Genomic DNA, 16,748 nt, shown 5'->3' on the forward strand with positions numbered 1-16,748 from the left:
GCGCCCGGCCGTGCTGCGCTGTACTTTGCGATGGTTCGCGCTATCCTACGCGTCTCGCGCAACAGGTCGAATCGAAGGGCATGACAGGTATCAGGAAGTATCGATCCATCCAGGCTTTGCGCGCGCTTGCGGCGCTTGGCGTTGTCGCGTTTCACACCGACGGCATCGTCGCTGCGCATGGCTGGCTCGCGCATGTTTTCCCGCACGTGTCGCGCTACGGCGAAATCGGCGTCGACGTCTTTTTCGTGATCTCCGGCTTCGTGATGGCGCTCGTGACTCACGGCGTGCCGCCGGGACCGGCGTCGGCGCGCTCGTTCATGTTCGCCCGCATCGCGCGGGTCGTTCCGCTCTACTGGATTCTCACGGCGCTGTTCATTGCGTTTGTCGCATTCGTTCCAGGCGTCCCCGAAGCGTTCGATCACGCGCGCGTGACTGCGTGGCATGCGCTCACGTCGTTTCTGTTTCTGCCGTCGATGAGTTGGACCGGCATCGCCGCGCCCGTGCTCGGCGTCGGCTGGACGCTGAACTACGAGATGTGGTTCTACGTCGTGTTCGCCGTGGCGATGTGCGTGACTCGCCGTCGGCTGCTGGCGGTCGGGTCGTTTCTGCTGCTCACGTCCGCATTGCACTTGCTGCCCGGTCAGGGCGTGGCGTTTGCGTTCTACACGAATCCGCTCGTGCTGGAGTTCGTGTTCGGTTGTGGTGTCGGCGCGCTGTATGCGTCGGGCCGCACGGTGCCCGTGGCGGCCGCGGCGGGGCTGCTGCTTGCGGTGGCTGCCGCGGGTGCATTCGCTCCGCGGCTCACGGATGCGAACCGGTTTCTGGTTTTCGGCTTGCCGGCGTTGGCTGTGGTGGCGGCCGGGTTGTCGGTCGAGAGCAAAGTGCGGTGGAGTGCATGGCTCGAGCGCATTGGGGATGCGTCGTACTCGCTGTATCTGACCCATCTTCTTTCGATGCCGGCTGTGGCCGGGATCGTGCAGTTGATCGATGCACGGCATCGCTTGCCGGGGGATCTGGTTGGGGCGGTGGTCGTGGTGGCGTCGGTAGCGATTGCGCTTGCTTCGTATCGATGGGTCGAGCGGCCGGCGAGTCGGGCGGTGGGGCGGTGGCTTTCGCAGGTCGCTGCGATAAATGCGAAGGCCCGGAGAGATCTTCGTATCGACCGGTCGTGAAGGGCTTTACCCTCTCAGCGAGTTGCTGACTGATGGCTCAATCCGACCACCTGACGGCGCGGGAATCCGTATTTTTGAGGAATTATCTTCGGAGAGGATGTCAGCCCCTCCGAGGAGCGCGTTTCAAACTCGCTTTGCAATAACGGTCGTAGAACTCGCAATGTCGAGATTCTTTTTTTCGCTAAGCTGTTTCACAAACGACCGGTTTAATAATGTCGGCGGCCCCTGCAGAATTTCTTCAACGGTGAGCGCCTTGAATTCTCTCAGGGAATCCTCATCGAGGCCTTCGGCCCACTCGCTCATAATCCAATAAATCGACCATATGGCTGTTGTCGATTCCGGCACATAAACGCGTACGACATTTAGCGAAGATCCGAAGAGATTAAGAATTCCCTCCGCTGTCATGTTGTAGTAATGATGCGGGTAGCCATGAGTTGGTTGAGTAAGCGGAACTACCACAACCAGATCGCCGCCCGGCTTTAGCACGCGAAGAATTTCCTTGGCGGCAGTAAACGGATCCTTGACATGTTCCAGGACGTTGAGCGACAAAATGCCATCAAATGATGCATCTTTGAATGGCAGTACTTCTCCCACACCTCGCACATCAGTGGATGGATAATTGGTAATGTCGAAATTGATAACATTTTCGTAGATTGCGGGACGACTGCCTGCACCGCAATCCAATATCAGCCCCGATGGATGGCGTTCGATCATACCCAGCGCATCCCGATCATACAGATTGCTTCCGGCCAAATCCGAGTCGTAAATGTTGAACTGGGAGCGGAGTTCAGGGGACAGAAAATCGAAAAACTTACCGTCGTCACTAAATGGCATATCAGTGCGAAGGAGAGACCGTATTCTTTTTCTTCGTTCTTGCCAGGATTGAGCAGCCACCTTTGCGTCCTGCATGCGATGACTTTCTGATATTCCGAACACGTCGAAATGCGATCTTCCCGATGGTTGTTCTCCGAGTCTGACAGCCTCAGCTACGTCCGGATTTGCAGCGAGATACGCCTGCTCGCAAAAATTCAACGGGGTGACGCGTTCAAGGGCGTGATCCATGTCGTTCCTCGGCAACGTTTTGAATTGGGCACGCAAATTATAGCGATCTGCAATTTCGAGCTTTGCGTTGCCTCTGCTTCGAACGTAGCGTTCGCGGTCGGCCTATGCTCGGCCCTGATCTTGGCCTGGACATCGCTGCCCGTTTCCCGAAATCATGGCGGCGCGCTTCGCTAGACGCTGTGATGGCAGAAGGCATGCGGGGCTTTTCCGGGTAAATCCGGGAGACGCTGGGAAGGCGGTGGCTGGTCCCCCTGACAGGAATCGAACCTGTATCTAGCGCTTAGGAGGCACTTGTTCTATCCATTGAACTACAGGGAGAGGACCGGGCCGGACAATACCCGTGAAGACCAGGCGAGTCCAGATTCGCCAGCGAGGGCAGAGTATATCAAACCCGCCTTAGAACTCCACCACCGCGAACTCCGCCTTGCCGACATCACACAACGGGCAGCGCCAGTCTTCGGGAATGTTGGCGAAGCGCGTGCCCGGCGCGATGCCGTCCTCGGGCAAGCCTTCTTCCTCATTGTAGATCCAGCCGCAAATCAGGCAGACCCAGCTCTTGTATTCAGTCACTTCGATTACTTCACTCACGACACTCTCTCTAATTCAATGCAATGGCCGGCTTGATCTGCCCCTTTCTGGGGCGGCGCGGCGGCCCGCAATATTACCGGAATTTGTCAATTCGACCTCGAACGGCTCGGCGCGTCGCCGCCGCAACGCGTTTGGGCGTCTCCGGGCCCACTGGACGGGGTTCGTCACACACAGCGTGTATGCTTTGGCCCGCAGCTATCTGATTGGACAGGCGCGCCGCGCGCCTCTCACGCATTGCGGCGATCGGTCTCAGGCGAGGGTGGCGTTGGCGGCGCGTGCACGGTTGCGTTCCTGAGGGGAGAAAACGATGTTTCAGAACAGATGGTTGGCAGGCATCGCAGCGGCTGGGCTGCTCGCCGTTTCGGGTGTGGCGCAGGCCGCGAGCGTGTACTTCGTGCAGCCGGCGGACGGCGCGACCGTCAGCAATCCGGTGCACGTCGTGTTCGGTCTCGACGGCATGAAAATCGCGCCGGCCGGCACGATGACGGAAGGCACGGGGCATCATCATCTGCTGATCGACGGGCAGCCGTTGACGAAGGGCGAAGTCATTCCTGCGACCGACAAATCGCTGCACTTCGGCAAGGGCCAGACCGAAACCGATCTGACGCTGCCGCCGGGCGATCACACGCTGACGCTGCAATTCGGCGACGGCGCGCACCGCTCGTACGGTCCGGAGCTGAGCAAGACGATCACGGTTCACGTCAAGTAAGCGGCTGCGCCGGCAAGTCGAGCGGGCGCGCTGGCCGTCCGCTCGTATCGGCGCCATACATGCGAGGCGCGCGGCGCATCCGATCCCTCGAAGCATCGAGCCTCCCGCCCCGCGCCCGGTACAATGAGCGGTTCCGGCTCATCGCTGTCTTCTCCCATTCCCATGTCGCTTTACACCATTACCGGAGCCCAACTGGCGTTCGGTCACGTCGCGTTGCTCGACCACGCGGATTTCTCGCTCGAAGCGGGCGAGCGCGTCGGGCTGATCGGACGCAATGGCGCGGGCAAGTCGTCGCTGCTGAAGATCGTCGCCGAACTGGCTAAACCCGACGACGGTCTCGTCACGCGTCAGCAGCATCTGAGCACGGTCTACGTGCCGCAGGAGCCCGAGTTCGATACCGACGACACCGTGTTCGACGCGGTCGCCGCCGGTCTCTCCGAGGCGCGCGCGCTGCTCGACGAATACGACGCGGTCGCTCACCAGCTCGCCGACACGCCCGAAGGCGCGGAGCACGATGCGCTGCTCGCGCGTATGAACACGCTGCAATCGTCGCTCGATGCATCGGATGCGTGGAACTGGAATACGCGCGTCGCCACCACGCTGCAGCAGATCGGCCTGAACGGCGAGGCGCGCGTCGGCTCGCTCTCGGGCGGCATGCAGAAGCGCGTCGCGCTCGCGCGCGCACTCGTCGTGCAGCCGGACGTGCTGCTGCTCGACGAACCGACCAACCATCTCGACTTCGACGGCATCCGCTGGCTCGAAGATCTGTTGGTATCACTGCGCGCAGGGCTGCTTTTCATCACACACGACCGCGCGTTTCTCGATCGCGTCGCGACGCGCATCGTCGAACTCGATCGCGGGCGGCTGCTGTCGTATCCGGGCAATTTCTCGGCGTACCAGACGCGCAAGGCGCAGCAACTCGAGGTCGAGCGCATCGAAAACGAGAAGTTCGACAAGCTGCTCGCCCAGGAAGAAGTGTGGATCCGCAAAGGCGTCGAGGCGCGCCGCACGCGCAGCGTCGGGCGCATCGCGCGGCTCGTGGAAATGCGCAACGAGCGCGCCGAGCGCCGCAACGTGCAGGGCAATGTGAAGCTCGACGTCGGCCAGGGCGAGAAGTCCGGCAAGATCGTCGCCGAACTCACGGACGTGACGAAGCGCTACGGTTCGCGCACGGTGGTCGATCATTTCACGGCCACGGTGATGCGCGGCGACAAGATCGGCTTCGTCGGTCCGAACGGCGCGGGCAAGACCACGCTGCTCAAGCTGATTCTCGGCGAACTCGCACCGGACGCAGGCAAGGTGCGCGTCGGCACGAATCTGCAGGTCGCGTATTTCGATCAGATGCGCGCGCAGCTCGACCTCGAAAAGAGTCTCGCGGACACGATCAGCCCGGGCAGCGAGTGGGTCGAAATCAACGGCCAGAAAAAGCACGTGATGAGCTACCTCGGCGACTTCCTGTTCGCGCCGGAGCGCGCGCGCTCGCCGGTCAAGTCGCTCTCGGGCGGCGAGCGCAACCGTCTGCTGCTCGCGCGTCTGTTCGCGCGGCCGGCCAACGTGCTCGTGCTCGACGAGCCGACCAACGACCTCGACATTCCGACGCTCGAACTGCTCGAAGAACTGCTGATCGACTACGACGGCACGGTGCTGCTCGTGAGCCACGACCGCGCGTTTCTCGATAACGTCGTGACCTCGGTGATCGCCTCGGAAGGCGAGGGCAAGTGGCGCGAATACGTCGGCGGCTTTACGGACTGGCAGACGCAGCGCGACCGCTCCGAGCGGCTCGCGCTCGAAGCGCAGAAAGACGCGAGCAAGGAAGCCCCGAAGGAAACGGCGCCGAAGGAAAGCGCCGTGGGCCGCAATGCGCAGCGCACCGTGAAGCTGTCGTTCAAGGAGCAGCGCGAACTGGAAGCTCTGCCGCAGAAGATCGCCGAGCTCGAAGCCGAGCAGAAGGCGATCGGCGCGCAGCTCGAAGAGGGTTCGGTGTTCGCCAAGGATGCGCGCGAGGGTACGCGCCTGACCGAGCGCTATGCGGAGATCGACGAAGAGCTGATGGTCGCGCTCGAGCGTTGGGACGAACTGGAAAAGCGGGGCAAGTAAAACGTCCGCAAAGCGGGAAGCCGCAAGCGCCACCGCACGTGCCGCACATCGGCCGGGCATGAAACGGGGTCGCGCTTGCGCCGTGGGGCATCGTCATCCAGCGAGCCCACGTAAAACTCCGCGTGTGTCCTCGCGGCCCGCTTCACCTTGTCCAGACGGCCAATTCCGCGCGCCGTCCGCGCGCCGTCAATTGCCGCCGTTATCGAAATCAGTACAATACCCCGCGAACAGGCTTCCCCGGCGGGCGCGCCGGCCGGGTCGCGCGAGAAAGCGCCACCGGGCGCGCCAGCGGGACGCCGCGCGACAAAACAGCTTGCCCGCACTGCGGGCACCCCACCTAACCCCGTTGTTTCGTTTCGCTTTTTTTGAAAACTCAACGCCTTGTCCACGGACCTGTCCACAGGACCTGTGGACAACGATGAACCGACGCACCGAGTCAATCATGTCTACGAAAAAGCCAAACGCCGCGTATAGCGAAGCGTCGATCAAGGTGTTGAAGGGTCTCGAGCCGGTCAAGCAACGGCCCGGCATGTACACCCGCACCGAGAATCCGCTGCACATCATTCAGGAAGTCATCGACAACGCGTCGGACGAAGCCCTTGGCGGCTACGGCCGGCAAATCACGGTCACGCTGCACGCGGACCATTCGGTCTCGGTCGACGACGACGGCCGCGGCATTCCGTTCGGCCTGCACCCCGAAGAGGGCGTGCCGGTCGTCGAAATCGTTTTCACGCGCCTGCACGCGGGCGGCAAGTTCGACAAGGCCGCCGGCGGCGCTTATACGTTCTCGGGCGGTTTGCACGGCGTCGGCGTGTCGGTCACGAACGCGCTGTCCACACGCCTCGACGTCACCGTGTGGCGCGACGGCAAGGTTGCCGAGCTGAGTTTCGCCAATGGCGACGTCGCGAAACCGCTCGTCACGCGCGCCGCCGCGAAGGGCGACAAGAAATCCGGCACGCGCGTCACGGCGTGGGCCAATCCGAAATACTTCGATTCGCCGAACCTGCCGCTCGGTGAGCTGCAGCGTCTGCTGCGCTCGAAAGCGGTGCTGCTGCCGGGCGTCGAAGTCACGCTCATCAACGAGAAAACCGGCGAACAGCAAAGCTGGAAATACGAAGACGGCCTGCGCGGCTATCTGCTCGAAGGCATGAACGGCAGCGATCTGCTGATTCCGCTGTTCGAAGGCGAGCGTTACGCGGAAAGCTCGCGCTCGAGTGAAGAGACGTTCGCCGAAGGCGAGGGCGCGGCGTGGGTCGTCGCGTGGAGCGAGGAAGGTCCGCTCATGCGCGAGTCGTACGTGAACCTGATTCCGACGCCCGCGGGCGGCACGCACGAGTCGGGTCTGCGCGATGGTCTTTACCAGGCGGTGAAGAGCTTCGTCGAGTTGCACAACCTGCAACCGAAGGGCGTGAAGCTGCTCGCCGAAGACGTGTTCGCGCGCGTGTCGTTCGTGCTGTCGGCGAAGGTTTTGGACCCGCAGTTCCAGGGGCAGATCAAGGAGCGGCTGAACAGTCGCGATGCGGTGAAGCTCGTGTCGTCGTTCGCGCGGCCCGCGCTCGAATTGTGGCTCAACCAGCACGTCGAGCACGGCAAGAAGCTCGCGGATCTCGTCATCAAGCAGGCGCAGGCGCGCACACGCGCGGGGCAGAAGGTCGAGAAGCGCAAGAGCTCGGGCGTGGCCGTGCTGCCCGGCAAGCTGACCGATTGCGAATCGACGGAAATCGCGCGCAACGAACTCTTCCTCGTCGAGGGCGACTCGGCGGGCGGCTCCGCGAAGATGGGCCGCGACAAGGAGTACCAGGCGATCCTGCCGCTGCGCGGCAAGGTGCTGAACACGTGGGAAACCGAGCGCGATCGTCTGTTCGCGAACAACGAGGTGCACGACATTTCGGTCGCGATCGGCGTCGATCCGCACAATCCGGACGACAAGGTCGATCTGTCGAATCTGCGTTACGGCAAGATCTGCATTCTGTCGGACGCGGACGTCGACGGCTCGCACATCCAGGTGCTGCTGCTCACGCTGTTCTTCAAGCATTTCCCGCAACTGATCGAGCGTGGCCATGTGTGCGTCGCGCGGCCGCCGCTCTTTCGCGTCGACGCGCCCGCGCGCGGCAAGAAGCCCGCACAGAAGCTCTACGCGCTCGACGAAGGCGAACTCGAGGCGATTCTCGACAAGCTGCGCAAGGACGGCGTGCGCGAGAACCAGTGGTCGATCAGCCGCTTCAAGGGTCTCGGCGAAATGAGCGCGGAGCAGTTGTGGGACACGACGATGAATCCCGACACGCGCCGCCTGCAACCGGTCGCGCTCGGCGAACTGGACTACGACGCCACCGTCGCGCGCATGACGATGCTGATGGGCAAGGGCGAAGCGGCGTCGCGCCGCAGCTGGCTCGAAGAGAAGGGCAACGAAGTGGAAGCGGACATCTGAGCGCCCGGCGCTTCAGTTTCGGCCTCACCGCGGCATACGCCACTTCAAGCCAAACACGGATACGGAATCTAGATGGACGACGATAACACTCTCGACCTTTTCAACGAGCCGCCCCCGCCGGAAGGCGACTTTCTGACGCTCGGCAACTACGCGGAACGCGCGTATCTCGAATATGCGGTCAGCGTGGTCAAGGGCCGCGCGCTGCCGGACGTCTGCGACGGCCAGAAGCCGGTGCAGCGCCGCATCCTGTTCGCGATGAACGAGATGGGCCTCGGCGACAACGCGAAGCCCGTCAAGTCGGCGCGCGTGGTCGGCGACGTGCTCGGTAAATATCACCCGCACGGCGACCAGTCCGCGTACGACGCACTCGTGCGTCTCGCGCAGGACTTCTCGATGCGCTATCCGCTGATCGACGGCCAGGGCAACTTCGGCTCGCGCGACGGCGACGGCGCGGCGGCGATGCGTTACACCGAAGCGCGTCTGACGCCGATCGCGAAGCTGCTGCTCGCCGAAATCGACCAGGGCACGGTCGACTTCATGCCGAACTACGACGGCTCGTTCGAAGAGCCGAAGGTGCTGCCGGCGCGCCTGCCGTTCGTGCTGCTGAACGGCGCATCGGGCATCGCGGTCGGGCTCGCGACCGAAATCCCGTCGCACAACCTGCGCGAAGTTGCGGGCGCGGCGGTCGCGCTGATCCGCAACCCGAAGCTTTCGCATGCGGATCTGATGCAGCATGTGCCGGGGCCGGACTTCCCGGGCGGCGGGCAGATCATTTCGAGCGAGGCGGAAATTGCCGCTGCGTACGAAACCGGCCGCGGCAGCCTGAAGGTGCGCGCGCGCTGGAAGATCGAAGATCTCGCGCGCGGCCAGTGGCAACTGGTCATCACCGAACTGCCGCCGAACACGGCCGCGCAGAAGGTGCTCGAGGAAATCGAAGAGCAGACCAATCCGAAGATCAAGCTCGGCAAGAAGGCGCTCACGCCCGAGCAATTGCAGACCAAACAGACCCTGCTTGCGCTCGTCGACGCGGTGCGCGACGAATCCGGCAAGGACGCGCCGGTGCGCCTCGTGTTCGAGCCGAAGTCGAGCCGCATCGATCAGACCGAATTCGTCAATACGCTGCTCGCGCATACGAGCCTCGAATCGAACGCGCCGCTGAACATGGTGATGGTCGGCGGCGACGGACGGCCGCGCCAGAAGGGCCTGGGCGAAATCCTGCACGAGTGGATCGCGTTCCGTTTCACGACGGTCACGCGCCGCACGCAGCATCGTCTGTCGAAGGTCGACGACCGGATTCATATTCTCGAAGGCCGGATGATCGTCTTCCTGAATATCGACGAAGTCATCCGCATCATTCGCGAATCGGATGAGCCGAAGACCGCGCTGATGGCCGCGTTCGGGCTCACGGATCGCCAGGCCGAAGACATCCTCGAAATCCGTTTGCGTCAGTTGGCACGGCTCGAGAAGATCAAGATCGAGAAGGAGCTGGCCGAGCTGCGCGACGAGAAGGCCAAGCTCGAAGAACTGCTCGGCAGCGAACCGGCGATGAAGCGTCAGCTCATCAAGGAGATCGAAGCCGACGCGAAGCAGTACGGCGACGAGCGCCGCACGCTGATCCAGCAGGAAAAGCGCGCGACGTTCGAAGCGCGCGTGGTCGACGAGCCGGTCACGGTGGTCGTATCGCAGAAGGGCTGGGTGCGCGCGCTGAAGGGCCACGGCCTCGATACGGCGGGCTTCAGCTTCAAGGCCGGCGACGGCCTCTACGCGGCGTTCCAGTGCCGCACGCCGGACACGTTGATCGCGTGGGGCAGCAACGGCCGCGTCTATTCGGTTGCAGTCGCCATGCTGCCTGGCGGGCGCGGCGACGGCGTGCCGGTCACCTCGCTGATCGAGCTCGAGTCGGGCAGCCACTTGATGCACTACTACGCGGCGTCGGCGGATCAGGCGCTGCTGCTCGCGTCGAGCAACGGGTTCGGCTTTGTCGCGAAGGTCGGCGACATGGTGAGCCGTGTGAAGGCCGGCAAATCGTTCATGACGATCGACGCTGGCGCTGCGCCGCTCGCGCCGATGCCGATGCTGCCGGACGCGACGCACGTCGCGTGTCTGTCCTCGGGCGGGCGTCTGCTCGTGTTCAGCCTCGACGAGATGAAGACGCTCTCGGGCGGCGGCCGCGGCGTCACGCTGATGGCGCTCGACGACAACGAAACGCTCGTGCAGGCGCTGTCGATCAATCACGCCGGTGTGATGCTGATCGGTACGCGCCGTGGCGGCCGGGTCGACGAAGAGAAGCTCGCCGGCGCCGCGCTTGCGCCGCACATCGGCAAGCGGGCGCGCAAGGGTCGCGCACCTGAGAGCAAGATGAAGCTCGACGGCATGCGTCCGGTGTTGCCTGCCTGACAAAATTTGACATTGGAAAACGGCGTGCGCCTGTTAGCATGCGGGGCGTTCGCCGTTTATCGCAAAAAAGTTTGTCGCGGGCAGCCTGCCTGTAGCGGGAAGGTTGTCGTAAGAACGGGAAGCGGCGGCGTCGCGGCCGTTTGCAGGTGCCACGATAACCTGCGATAACAATGGCAAAAATACGACCTAATAGCCGTGCGCCCCGGAACTGCATGCTTCACGCATGGTCGAATGCGCTCAGTAGCCGCTGTCAAGATCAAGTGTCCTAAACGGTGCGGCGTCGTCGGGAGAGGAAAAATTATATGAACAAGGCTATCGAAGTCGCGCTCTTTCTGCATTTGCTCGGCGTAGCGGTGTGGGTGGGCGGAATGGTGTTCGCGCATTTCTGCCTGCGCCCGGCCCTCGGCGATCTCTCGCCGCAATTGCGCCTGCCGCTGTGGGAGTCGGTGTTCGGCCGCTTCTTCAACTGGGTCGGAGTGTCGGTGCTGGTGATCCTGATCAGCGGCGGCTTCCTGCTGATGCAGTTCGGCGGCGGCCACGCCACCTGGCCTTTGCATGCCATGGCCGGTCTCGGTATCGTGATGATGCTGATCTTCGGTCACATCCGCTTCGCCGTGTTTCCGCGCATCCGCCGCGCGGTGCAAGCTCAGAAATGGCCCGACGGCGCGCAGGCGGTGGGCACGATCCGGCGCCTCGTGCTGATCAACATCGTGCTCGGCGTGGTGACGATCGGCGTCGCGGTGTTGTCGCGCGGGTTCTGAGTTTCAGGTTCTACTCAGGTTCTACCCAGGCTCCACTCGGGCTCCCGACCGGCGCCGCCGGTGTATGGCGCGCAACGCTAGGTTGCCGCGCCGTACGCGAGCCACAGGCCGCATACCACTGCGACCGTCCCATAGACCGCATACACCGGCACCTTGAGCTTCGCGAAACACATCGCGGAGAACAGCGCGGTCAGCAGATAAACCGGCCTCAACGGCACATGCGCGGCAATGCGCAGCACGGCGACCGCGAGAAACGCGGTCGTGACCGCGCGCAGAATCCTCATGCCGTGCTCGAAGCGCGGATTCGCCTTCAACTGATGCAGATGCTGTTGCGCCAGCACGACGAGGCAGCCCGACGGCACGAACAGCGCGAGCGTCGCGAGCAGCGCGCCCGGCCAGCCATCCACGAGATAGCCGAAGAACGGCACCACGTTCAGGAGCGGACCGGGCGAGAGCGGCGACAGCGAAAACGCGAGCGTGAAGTCGTTATCCGATACGCCGACCGCCGGTGTGACGAACAGCGTTTTCAACACCGGCAACGCCGAAAAGCCGCCGCCGAACAGCGTCATGCCCGCGCCCGCGAGGCGCGGCCACAGCAGCGCGAGTTCATAGCGATGCGGCAGCGGCAGCGCGAACAACACGAGCAGCAGGCTGAGCGCGGCGAGCATGCGGTAGTCGCCGCGCCCGAGCGACACCACGAGACGCGTGTCGCGCTCCGGGCTCACGAACCAGCCGGCGCCGAACGCCGCGCCGAGCATCACGACGTAAGCAGCGGCACTGTGCGCATAGAAGAGCGCGATGCAGCCGAGCCCCGCCGCGCTCCATTCGAGCTTGCCGCGCACGAGCGCGCGTGTCTGCTTGTACCAGGTGACCGCGATCAGCGTGGCGAGCACGACGTTGAAGTGATGCAGCAGTGTTTGCGATGCGATCGTGTGCACGAGCGGTGTGCGGTAGAAGGTCGCGAACAGCGTCATCAATGTGAAGAAGGGCAGCACGCTCGCGATGCCCGCGACCCATGCGCCGGCGCGTCCGCGCAGTGCGTGCCCCAGTTGCACGGCGACGTTGCAGCCGACCGGCCCCGGCACCATCCACGCGAGCGCGATCAGGTCCGAGAACGCGATTCGCGAGAGCCGCCCCTCGCGTTCGACGTAGTGGTGTTCGAGTTGCGCCATCAGCGCGAGGCCGCCCCACGACAGCGCCGAGAGGCCGAGCACGACCCGGAACAGCGTCCACAGCGGCTCCCGTTGCCCGCGTCTCGCGGCATCCTCGCTCGTGATGGTCTGCATGGCGCCACGGGGCTCCGGCGCGCGGGCGCCCGTCCTCAATTGTTGGTGCTCGACACGCTGCCGCTGTCGATTTCCTGCGCGGCGCGGCGGCCGCTCAGGCCGCATACGCCGAAGCGTTCGAGCAGCGCCGGGATCGCGTCCGCCGGCACTGGCCGCGAGAACAGGAAGCCCTGCGCCTCGATATGGCCGAGCGCGGCGAGCCACGCGATCTGCTCTTCGGTTTCCGTGCCCTCGACCACCACCGTGAGCCCGAGCGAGCGCGCCAGATTGACGATCGCGGTGACCATCACACAGACGCTGCGGTCGCCCGGAATCGCCTGGACGAACGAGCGGTCCACCTTGAGGGTGTCCACCGAAAAGCGGTTCAGATAGGACAGCGAAGAATAGCCGGTGCCGAAATCGTCGAGCGCAATGCGTACGCCGAGGCGCTTCAATGCGAAAATTTTCTCGGAGACGAGCTCGGGATATTCCATCATCGTCGTCTCGGTGATCTCGAGTTCGAGGCGGCGCGCCGAGATGCCGGTTTCCTCGATTGCGCGCGAGACCGTTTCGAGCAGATCGCCGCGCCAGAACTGCACCGCCGAAATGTTCACCGCGAGCGACAGCGTGTCGTAGCCCTGCTGCTGCCACTGGGCGAGCTGGCGGCACGCGGTTTCGATCACGAAGTCGCCGATCGGCACGATGAGCCCGGTCGATTCGGCGACCGGAATGAATTCCTTGGCCGGAATCGCACCGTGCTGCGGATGGTTCCAGCGCACGAGCGCTTCGAAGCCGGTGATGCAGCGAAGCGTCAGATCGATCTTCGGCTGATACGCGAGAAAGAGCTGGCCTTCGGCAAGCGCGACGCGCAACTGCTGCTCCCACTTCATCAGATGGTCCGCGCGATGCGACAGGTGCGGCGAATAGAACTGGTAGCAGTTCTTGCCGGCATCCTTCGCGCTGTACATGGCGAGGTCGGCTTTCTTGAGCAGGTCGATCTCGTTTTCGTTCGCGACCGAGTACAGCGCGATGCCGATGCTCGCATGCAGCACGAACGAACTGCCACGCACGTCGAAGGGCTTCGAGAACGTGTCGGCGGCGGCTTCGGCGAGCGTGACCGCGCGCTTCTCGACGTCGTCGCCCTTGATCACGACGACGAACTCGTCGCCGCCGATGCGGGAGAGCGTGCCGCCGTCGCAGACCGCGGCGGCGAGCCGCGAGGCCGTCATTTGCAGCACGATGTCGCCGGTGTTGTGGCCGAGCGTGTCGTTGACGGTCTTGAAGTTGTCGAGGTCGATGAAGAGGATCGCGAGGCGGCCGAGATTGGACGGCTGCGCCATGTCGTGGCGCAGCGCCTGCAGCGTCGCGTAGCGGTTGCGCAGGCCAGTCAGCAGATCGTATTCGACGAGGTGCGTCATCTCGCGCTCGCGGCCGAGCAGTTTGCCGATCAGGCCGGTTGCGACCGCGAAGAAGCTCAGCATCGCGAGCGAGATGAAGCCTGCCATCAGCAGATAGACGTTGCGCGTGTGGTTGTAGTCGGCGAATTCTTCGGCCTGCGAAAGACCGACGAGCACGCCGAGCGGATAGCCGTCGATGTGCCGGTACGACACGATGCGCGTGACGTTGTCGATCGAATCGACGTAGGTGCCCGACACGTGCTCCGAGGTCGGGTACATGCCGCTCGCGGTGAACGTGCCGCTCGCTTTGTCCGAGTTGCCGGTGCGCCGCGCGAGCACGGTGCCGTTGTCGGAGATCACTGCGATCACGCCTTCGCGGCCGATCGCCGCGTTGTTATAAAAGTCCGACGTGAAATAGCTCGGGTCTTCCGAGACCACCACGACGCCCGCGAACGAGCCGTCCGGATGATTGAGGCGGCGCGTCATCTGTAATGTCCAATGACCCGACACGCGGCCGAGCACCGGCTTGCTGATGTAGAGCTGGTCGTCGTTCTCGTGCTCGTGAACCTTGAAGTGCTCGCGGTCCGACAGATCGATGTGGGCGGGATTGAGTTCGGCCGTATTGGCGATCAGCCTGCCGTGCTCGTCGATCAGCGAGACCTGTATGAGCGTTTCGCTTTGCACGACGCCTTTTTCGACGGTGTTCGCGAGATCGAAATGATTCGGCGTTTTTTCAAACTCGTATTTAACAAAGCGCGTGATCTGATCGACCTGATGAATTGCTTTGATCGTGTGCTGTTCGAGCGCAGCGGAAAGAATTGCAGCAGAGGCCATCGTCTCGCGGTAAGTCGCGTCTTTTTCTACCGACAGGCGCGCGAAAATCACGGTCCAGAGCAGAATCAGGACCAGCACGCCGAGCGCGGGAATGACGAGCAACGCCCGCCGGCGCGTGAATACCGGGTCGCGGTGCGGCTTTGCTTCGCGCAGGTCGGAGAAGCGGGACTGACTCATCGTGCGGCCCGTTGCTGGATGCGGGCCGGTTGCAAATGCACGGGCATCGACTGCGCTGATTTCATGAATGGCTGCATGGTAACCGGGAAGGTGCCAAAGCTGCTGCGCAGGAGGAGAGGGCGTGGCGCCGTGCCTGACCGTCCACAGGTCAGCGGATTCCTTCCGATATTACTGAATGCCATTGGATTAAGGAAGGGTCCGGGCATGGGGTATACGCTGGCGTCGCGAGCGCTCGCGACGGATTGAATTTGCAGCAGGCGCGGCCGTTCTTTATGCCGCAATCCGTGCCGGATATCTCGAATATGTCATCGAGTGTGTCGCGGCGATGCGGATTTTTGTGGTTTGCCGCGGCGAGATGTGCAGCAAGATGCGCGGCAATACGAGCAGCATCTCGAATCTGGTTTCAGGCAATGCGGCCCGCGTTACCGCACACCTCGCCGCGCGTCGTCATGCAAAGCGCGCCGGTTGCGACAGCCGGCACGTGCCGTCGACGATCGTCACCGACGGCCCGCCGATCCAGATCTTGCCGCGCGCATCGTCGTAGTGAACCGATACGTTGCCCGCGCGCCCTAGCGCAGTGCCTTGGCGCACCGTGTAGCGTGCCCCAGGGCGTCGCTGCTGGGCGCTCAGCAGACCGGCGAGCGCGGCGTTGGCGCTGCCCGTCACCGGATCTTCGCCGACGCCGAAACCGCCGCCCGCCATCAGGCAGCGGATTTCAAACGTCGCGGGATCCGCCGCGTCGTGCGGACCGTAGACCGCGATTCCATGCGTGTCGACTGAATGCGCGAGTTCGGCGAGCGCGGCCGCATCGGGTTCGAGTGCGAGACAGGTGCGCGCCGAATCGACACGCACGACGAGCCACGGCGCGCCGTTGTCGACCGCGCACGGCGTCGCGCTGAAATCGATCGCATCACTACGTAAAGCCGTAGACAGCGCCGCGTAACGATGTGCGGCGAGTGGCGTGACGCGCGCGGGCGGCGCGGCGAAGGCCCATGCGTTGGGCATGCCGTCGGCGCCGCTCAGCGCTTCGAGTTCGATGAGCCCGGCGCCGCATTGCTGCATCAGCCGGCCGGCCTGCTTCGGCCGGTAGCCGCTTTCGAGCAGGGCATGCGCGGTGCCGAGCGTTGGATGACCCGCGAACGGCAGTTCGCCGCCCGGCGTGAAGATGCGCACGCGATAGTCGGCGGCCGGATCGGTGGGCCTCAACAGGAACGTGGTTTCGGACAGATTGGTCCAGCGCGCGATGGCCTGCATCTGATTCGTATCGAGCGCATCGGCATCGAATACGACAGCAAGCGGATTGCCTTTGAACGGCACCGACGTGAACACGTCGACCTGTTTGAAACGAACAGCGTGAGCGGGCATCGACATGATTCGGCGCCTGTCGCTTATTCGATCTCGGCGATCATCTCGATCTCGACGCACGCGCCCAGCGGAATCTGCGCGACGCCGAATGCCGAGCGCGCATGCTTGCCGCGCTCTCCGAACACGTCGGCGATCAGTTCGGACGCGCCGTTCGTGACCAGATGCTGTTCGGTGAATTCGAGCGTCGAGTTGACGAGGCTCATCAGCTTGACGATGCGCGTGACGCGGTTCAGGTCGCCGACATGCGTATGCAGCGTCGCGAGCAGGTCGATTGCGATCGAGCGCGCCGCGGCCTTGCCTTCCTCGGTATTGAGCGTCGCGCCGAGCTTGCCGGTCCACACCTTGCCGTCCTTCTTCGCGATGTGACCGGACAGGTACACCGTGTTGCCGCTTTGCGCGCTCATCACATAGGCCGCGGCGGGCGCACCCGCCGACGGCAGTTCGATGCCCAGTTGCTTGAGCTTGTCGTACACATTCGATTGAGCCATTTCGTGTC

Annotated in this window: 12 protein-coding genes and 1 tRNA gene; 6 read left to right on the plus strand and 7 right to left on the minus strand. The window is 63.5% G+C overall.

Going from position 1 to position 16,748, the window contains the following annotated elements:
- Positions 1-80 precede the first annotated feature (80 nt).
- Entirely contained in the window at positions 81-1,172 is a 1,092-nt protein-coding gene (locus B9Z01_RS15415; protein WP_085484437.1) for an acyltransferase family protein, read from the plus strand.
- A 123-nt stretch (positions 1,173-1,295) separates the two neighbouring features.
- On the opposite strand, the gene B9Z01_RS15420 is transcribed toward B9Z01_RS15415, so the two are convergent.
- The 3 genes from B9Z01_RS15420 to B9Z01_RS15430 form a co-directional block, all read right to left on the minus strand.
- Entirely contained in the window at positions 1,296-2,234 is a 939-nt protein-coding gene (locus B9Z01_RS15420; RefSeq protein WP_085484439.1) for a methyltransferase domain-containing protein, read from the minus strand.
- 243 nt (positions 2,235-2,477) lie between these two features.
- Positions 2,478-2,552, minus strand: a tRNA-Arg gene (locus B9Z01_RS15425).
- A gap of 78 nt (positions 2,553-2,630) precedes the next feature.
- A complete protein-coding gene (locus B9Z01_RS15430) occupies positions 2,631-2,822 on the minus strand; it encodes a rubredoxin (protein ID WP_085484441.1) in 192 nt (63 codons plus the stop codon).
- A gap of 307 nt (positions 2,823-3,129) precedes the next feature.
- On the opposite strand from B9Z01_RS15430, the gene B9Z01_RS15435 reads away from it, so the two are divergent.
- From B9Z01_RS15435 to B9Z01_RS15455, 5 genes are all read left to right on the plus strand, one after another.
- Complete coding sequence (locus B9Z01_RS15435) at positions 3,130-3,531, plus strand: DUF4399 domain-containing protein (RefSeq protein ID WP_085484443.1); 402 nt, start codon at positions 3,130-3,132, stop codon at positions 3,529-3,531.
- A gap of 162 nt (positions 3,532-3,693) precedes the next feature.
- Positions 3,694-5,628 (plus strand): ATP-binding cassette domain-containing protein, encoded by a 1,935-nt coding sequence (locus B9Z01_RS15440; RefSeq protein ID WP_085484445.1) that lies wholly within the window; start codon positions 3,694-3,696, stop codon positions 5,626-5,628.
- A gap of 442 nt (positions 5,629-6,070) precedes the next feature.
- Positions 6,071-8,056 carry a DNA topoisomerase IV subunit B gene (locus B9Z01_RS15445; RefSeq protein ID WP_085484447.1) on the plus strand — a complete coding sequence of 662 codons (1,986 nt, stop codon included), beginning with the start codon at positions 6,071-6,073 and terminating at the stop codon, positions 8,054-8,056.
- 72 nt (positions 8,057-8,128) lie between these two features.
- Complete coding sequence (gene parC / locus B9Z01_RS15450) at positions 8,129-10,453, plus strand: DNA topoisomerase IV subunit A (protein WP_085484449.1); 2,325 nt, start codon at positions 8,129-8,131, stop codon at positions 10,451-10,453.
- Positions 10,454-10,755: 302 nt separating this feature from the next.
- Positions 10,756-11,214, plus strand: coding sequence for a CopD family protein (locus B9Z01_RS15455; RefSeq protein WP_085484451.1), 459 nt, complete (start codon positions 10,756-10,758; stop codon positions 11,212-11,214).
- A gap of 77 nt (positions 11,215-11,291) precedes the next feature.
- Here B9Z01_RS15455 and B9Z01_RS15460 read toward each other — a convergent pair whose 3' ends face one another.
- The 4 genes from B9Z01_RS15460 to B9Z01_RS15475 all read right to left on the minus strand — a co-directional run bounded on the left by B9Z01_RS15460 (position 11,292) and on the right by B9Z01_RS15475 (position 16,740).
- A complete protein-coding gene (locus B9Z01_RS15460) occupies positions 11,292-12,500 on the minus strand; it encodes a chromate transporter (RefSeq protein WP_085484453.1) in 1,209 nt (402 codons plus the stop codon).
- 35 nt (positions 12,501-12,535) lie between these two features.
- Positions 12,536-14,887: a bifunctional diguanylate cyclase/phosphodiesterase gene (locus tag B9Z01_RS15465; RefSeq protein ID WP_085484455.1), complete on the minus strand. Its 2,352-nt coding sequence runs from the start codon at positions 14,885-14,887 to the stop codon at positions 12,536-12,538.
- Between the two features lie 447 nt (positions 14,888-15,334).
- Positions 15,335-16,252 carry a PhzF family phenazine biosynthesis protein gene (locus B9Z01_RS15470; RefSeq protein ID WP_085484792.1) on the minus strand — a complete coding sequence of 306 codons (918 nt, stop codon included), beginning with the start codon at positions 16,250-16,252 and terminating at the stop codon, positions 15,335-15,337.
- Positions 16,253-16,275: 23 nt separating this feature from the next.
- Positions 16,276-16,740: a RidA family protein gene (locus B9Z01_RS15475; protein WP_085484457.1), complete on the minus strand. Its 465-nt coding sequence runs from the start codon at positions 16,738-16,740 to the stop codon at positions 16,276-16,278.
- Between the last annotated feature and the right edge of the window lie 8 nt (positions 16,741-16,748).

This window comes from Paraburkholderia susongensis, from assembly GCF_900177725.1.
GTDB classification, from domain to species: Bacteria; Pseudomonadota; Gammaproteobacteria; order Burkholderiales; family Burkholderiaceae; genus Paraburkholderia; species Paraburkholderia susongensis.

Excerpts from the sequence above, each read along its gene's own strand:
- B9Z01_RS15435 (WP_085484443.1), top strand. The coding sequence starts at position 3,130 with ATGTTTCAGAACAGATGGTTGGCAGGCATCGCAGCGGCTGGGCTGCTC.
- B9Z01_RS15455 (WP_085484451.1), top strand. The coding sequence starts at position 10,756 with ATGAACAAGGCTATCGAAGTCGCGCTCTTTCTGCATTTGCTCGGCGTA.
- B9Z01_RS15440 (WP_085484445.1), top strand. The coding sequence starts at position 3,694 with ATGTCGCTTTACACCATTACCGGAGCCCAACTGGCGTTCGGTCACGTC.
- B9Z01_RS15470 (WP_085484792.1), bottom strand. The coding sequence starts at position 16,252 with ATGCCCGCTCACGCTGTTCGTTTCAAACAGGTCGACGTGTTCACGTCG.
- B9Z01_RS15475 (WP_085484457.1), bottom strand. The coding sequence starts at position 16,740 with ATGGCTCAATCGAATGTGTACGACAAGCTCAAGCAACTGGGCATCGAA.
- B9Z01_RS15460 (WP_085484453.1), bottom strand. The coding sequence starts at position 12,500 with ATGCAGACCATCACGAGCGAGGATGCCGCGAGACGCGGGCAACGGGAG.
- parC (WP_085484449.1), top strand. The coding sequence starts at position 8,129 with ATGGACGACGATAACACTCTCGACCTTTTCAACGAGCCGCCCCCGCCG.
- B9Z01_RS15420 (WP_085484439.1), bottom strand. The coding sequence starts at position 2,234 with ATGGATCACGCCCTTGAACGCGTCACCCCGTTGAATTTTTGCGAGCAG.
- B9Z01_RS15415 (WP_085484437.1), top strand. The coding sequence starts at position 81 with ATGACAGGTATCAGGAAGTATCGATCCATCCAGGCTTTGCGCGCGCTT.
- B9Z01_RS15445 (WP_085484447.1), top strand. The coding sequence starts at position 6,071 with ATGTCTACGAAAAAGCCAAACGCCGCGTATAGCGAAGCGTCGATCAAG.
- B9Z01_RS15465 (WP_085484455.1), bottom strand. The coding sequence starts at position 14,887 with ATGAGTCAGTCCCGCTTCTCCGACCTGCGCGAAGCAAAGCCGCACCGC.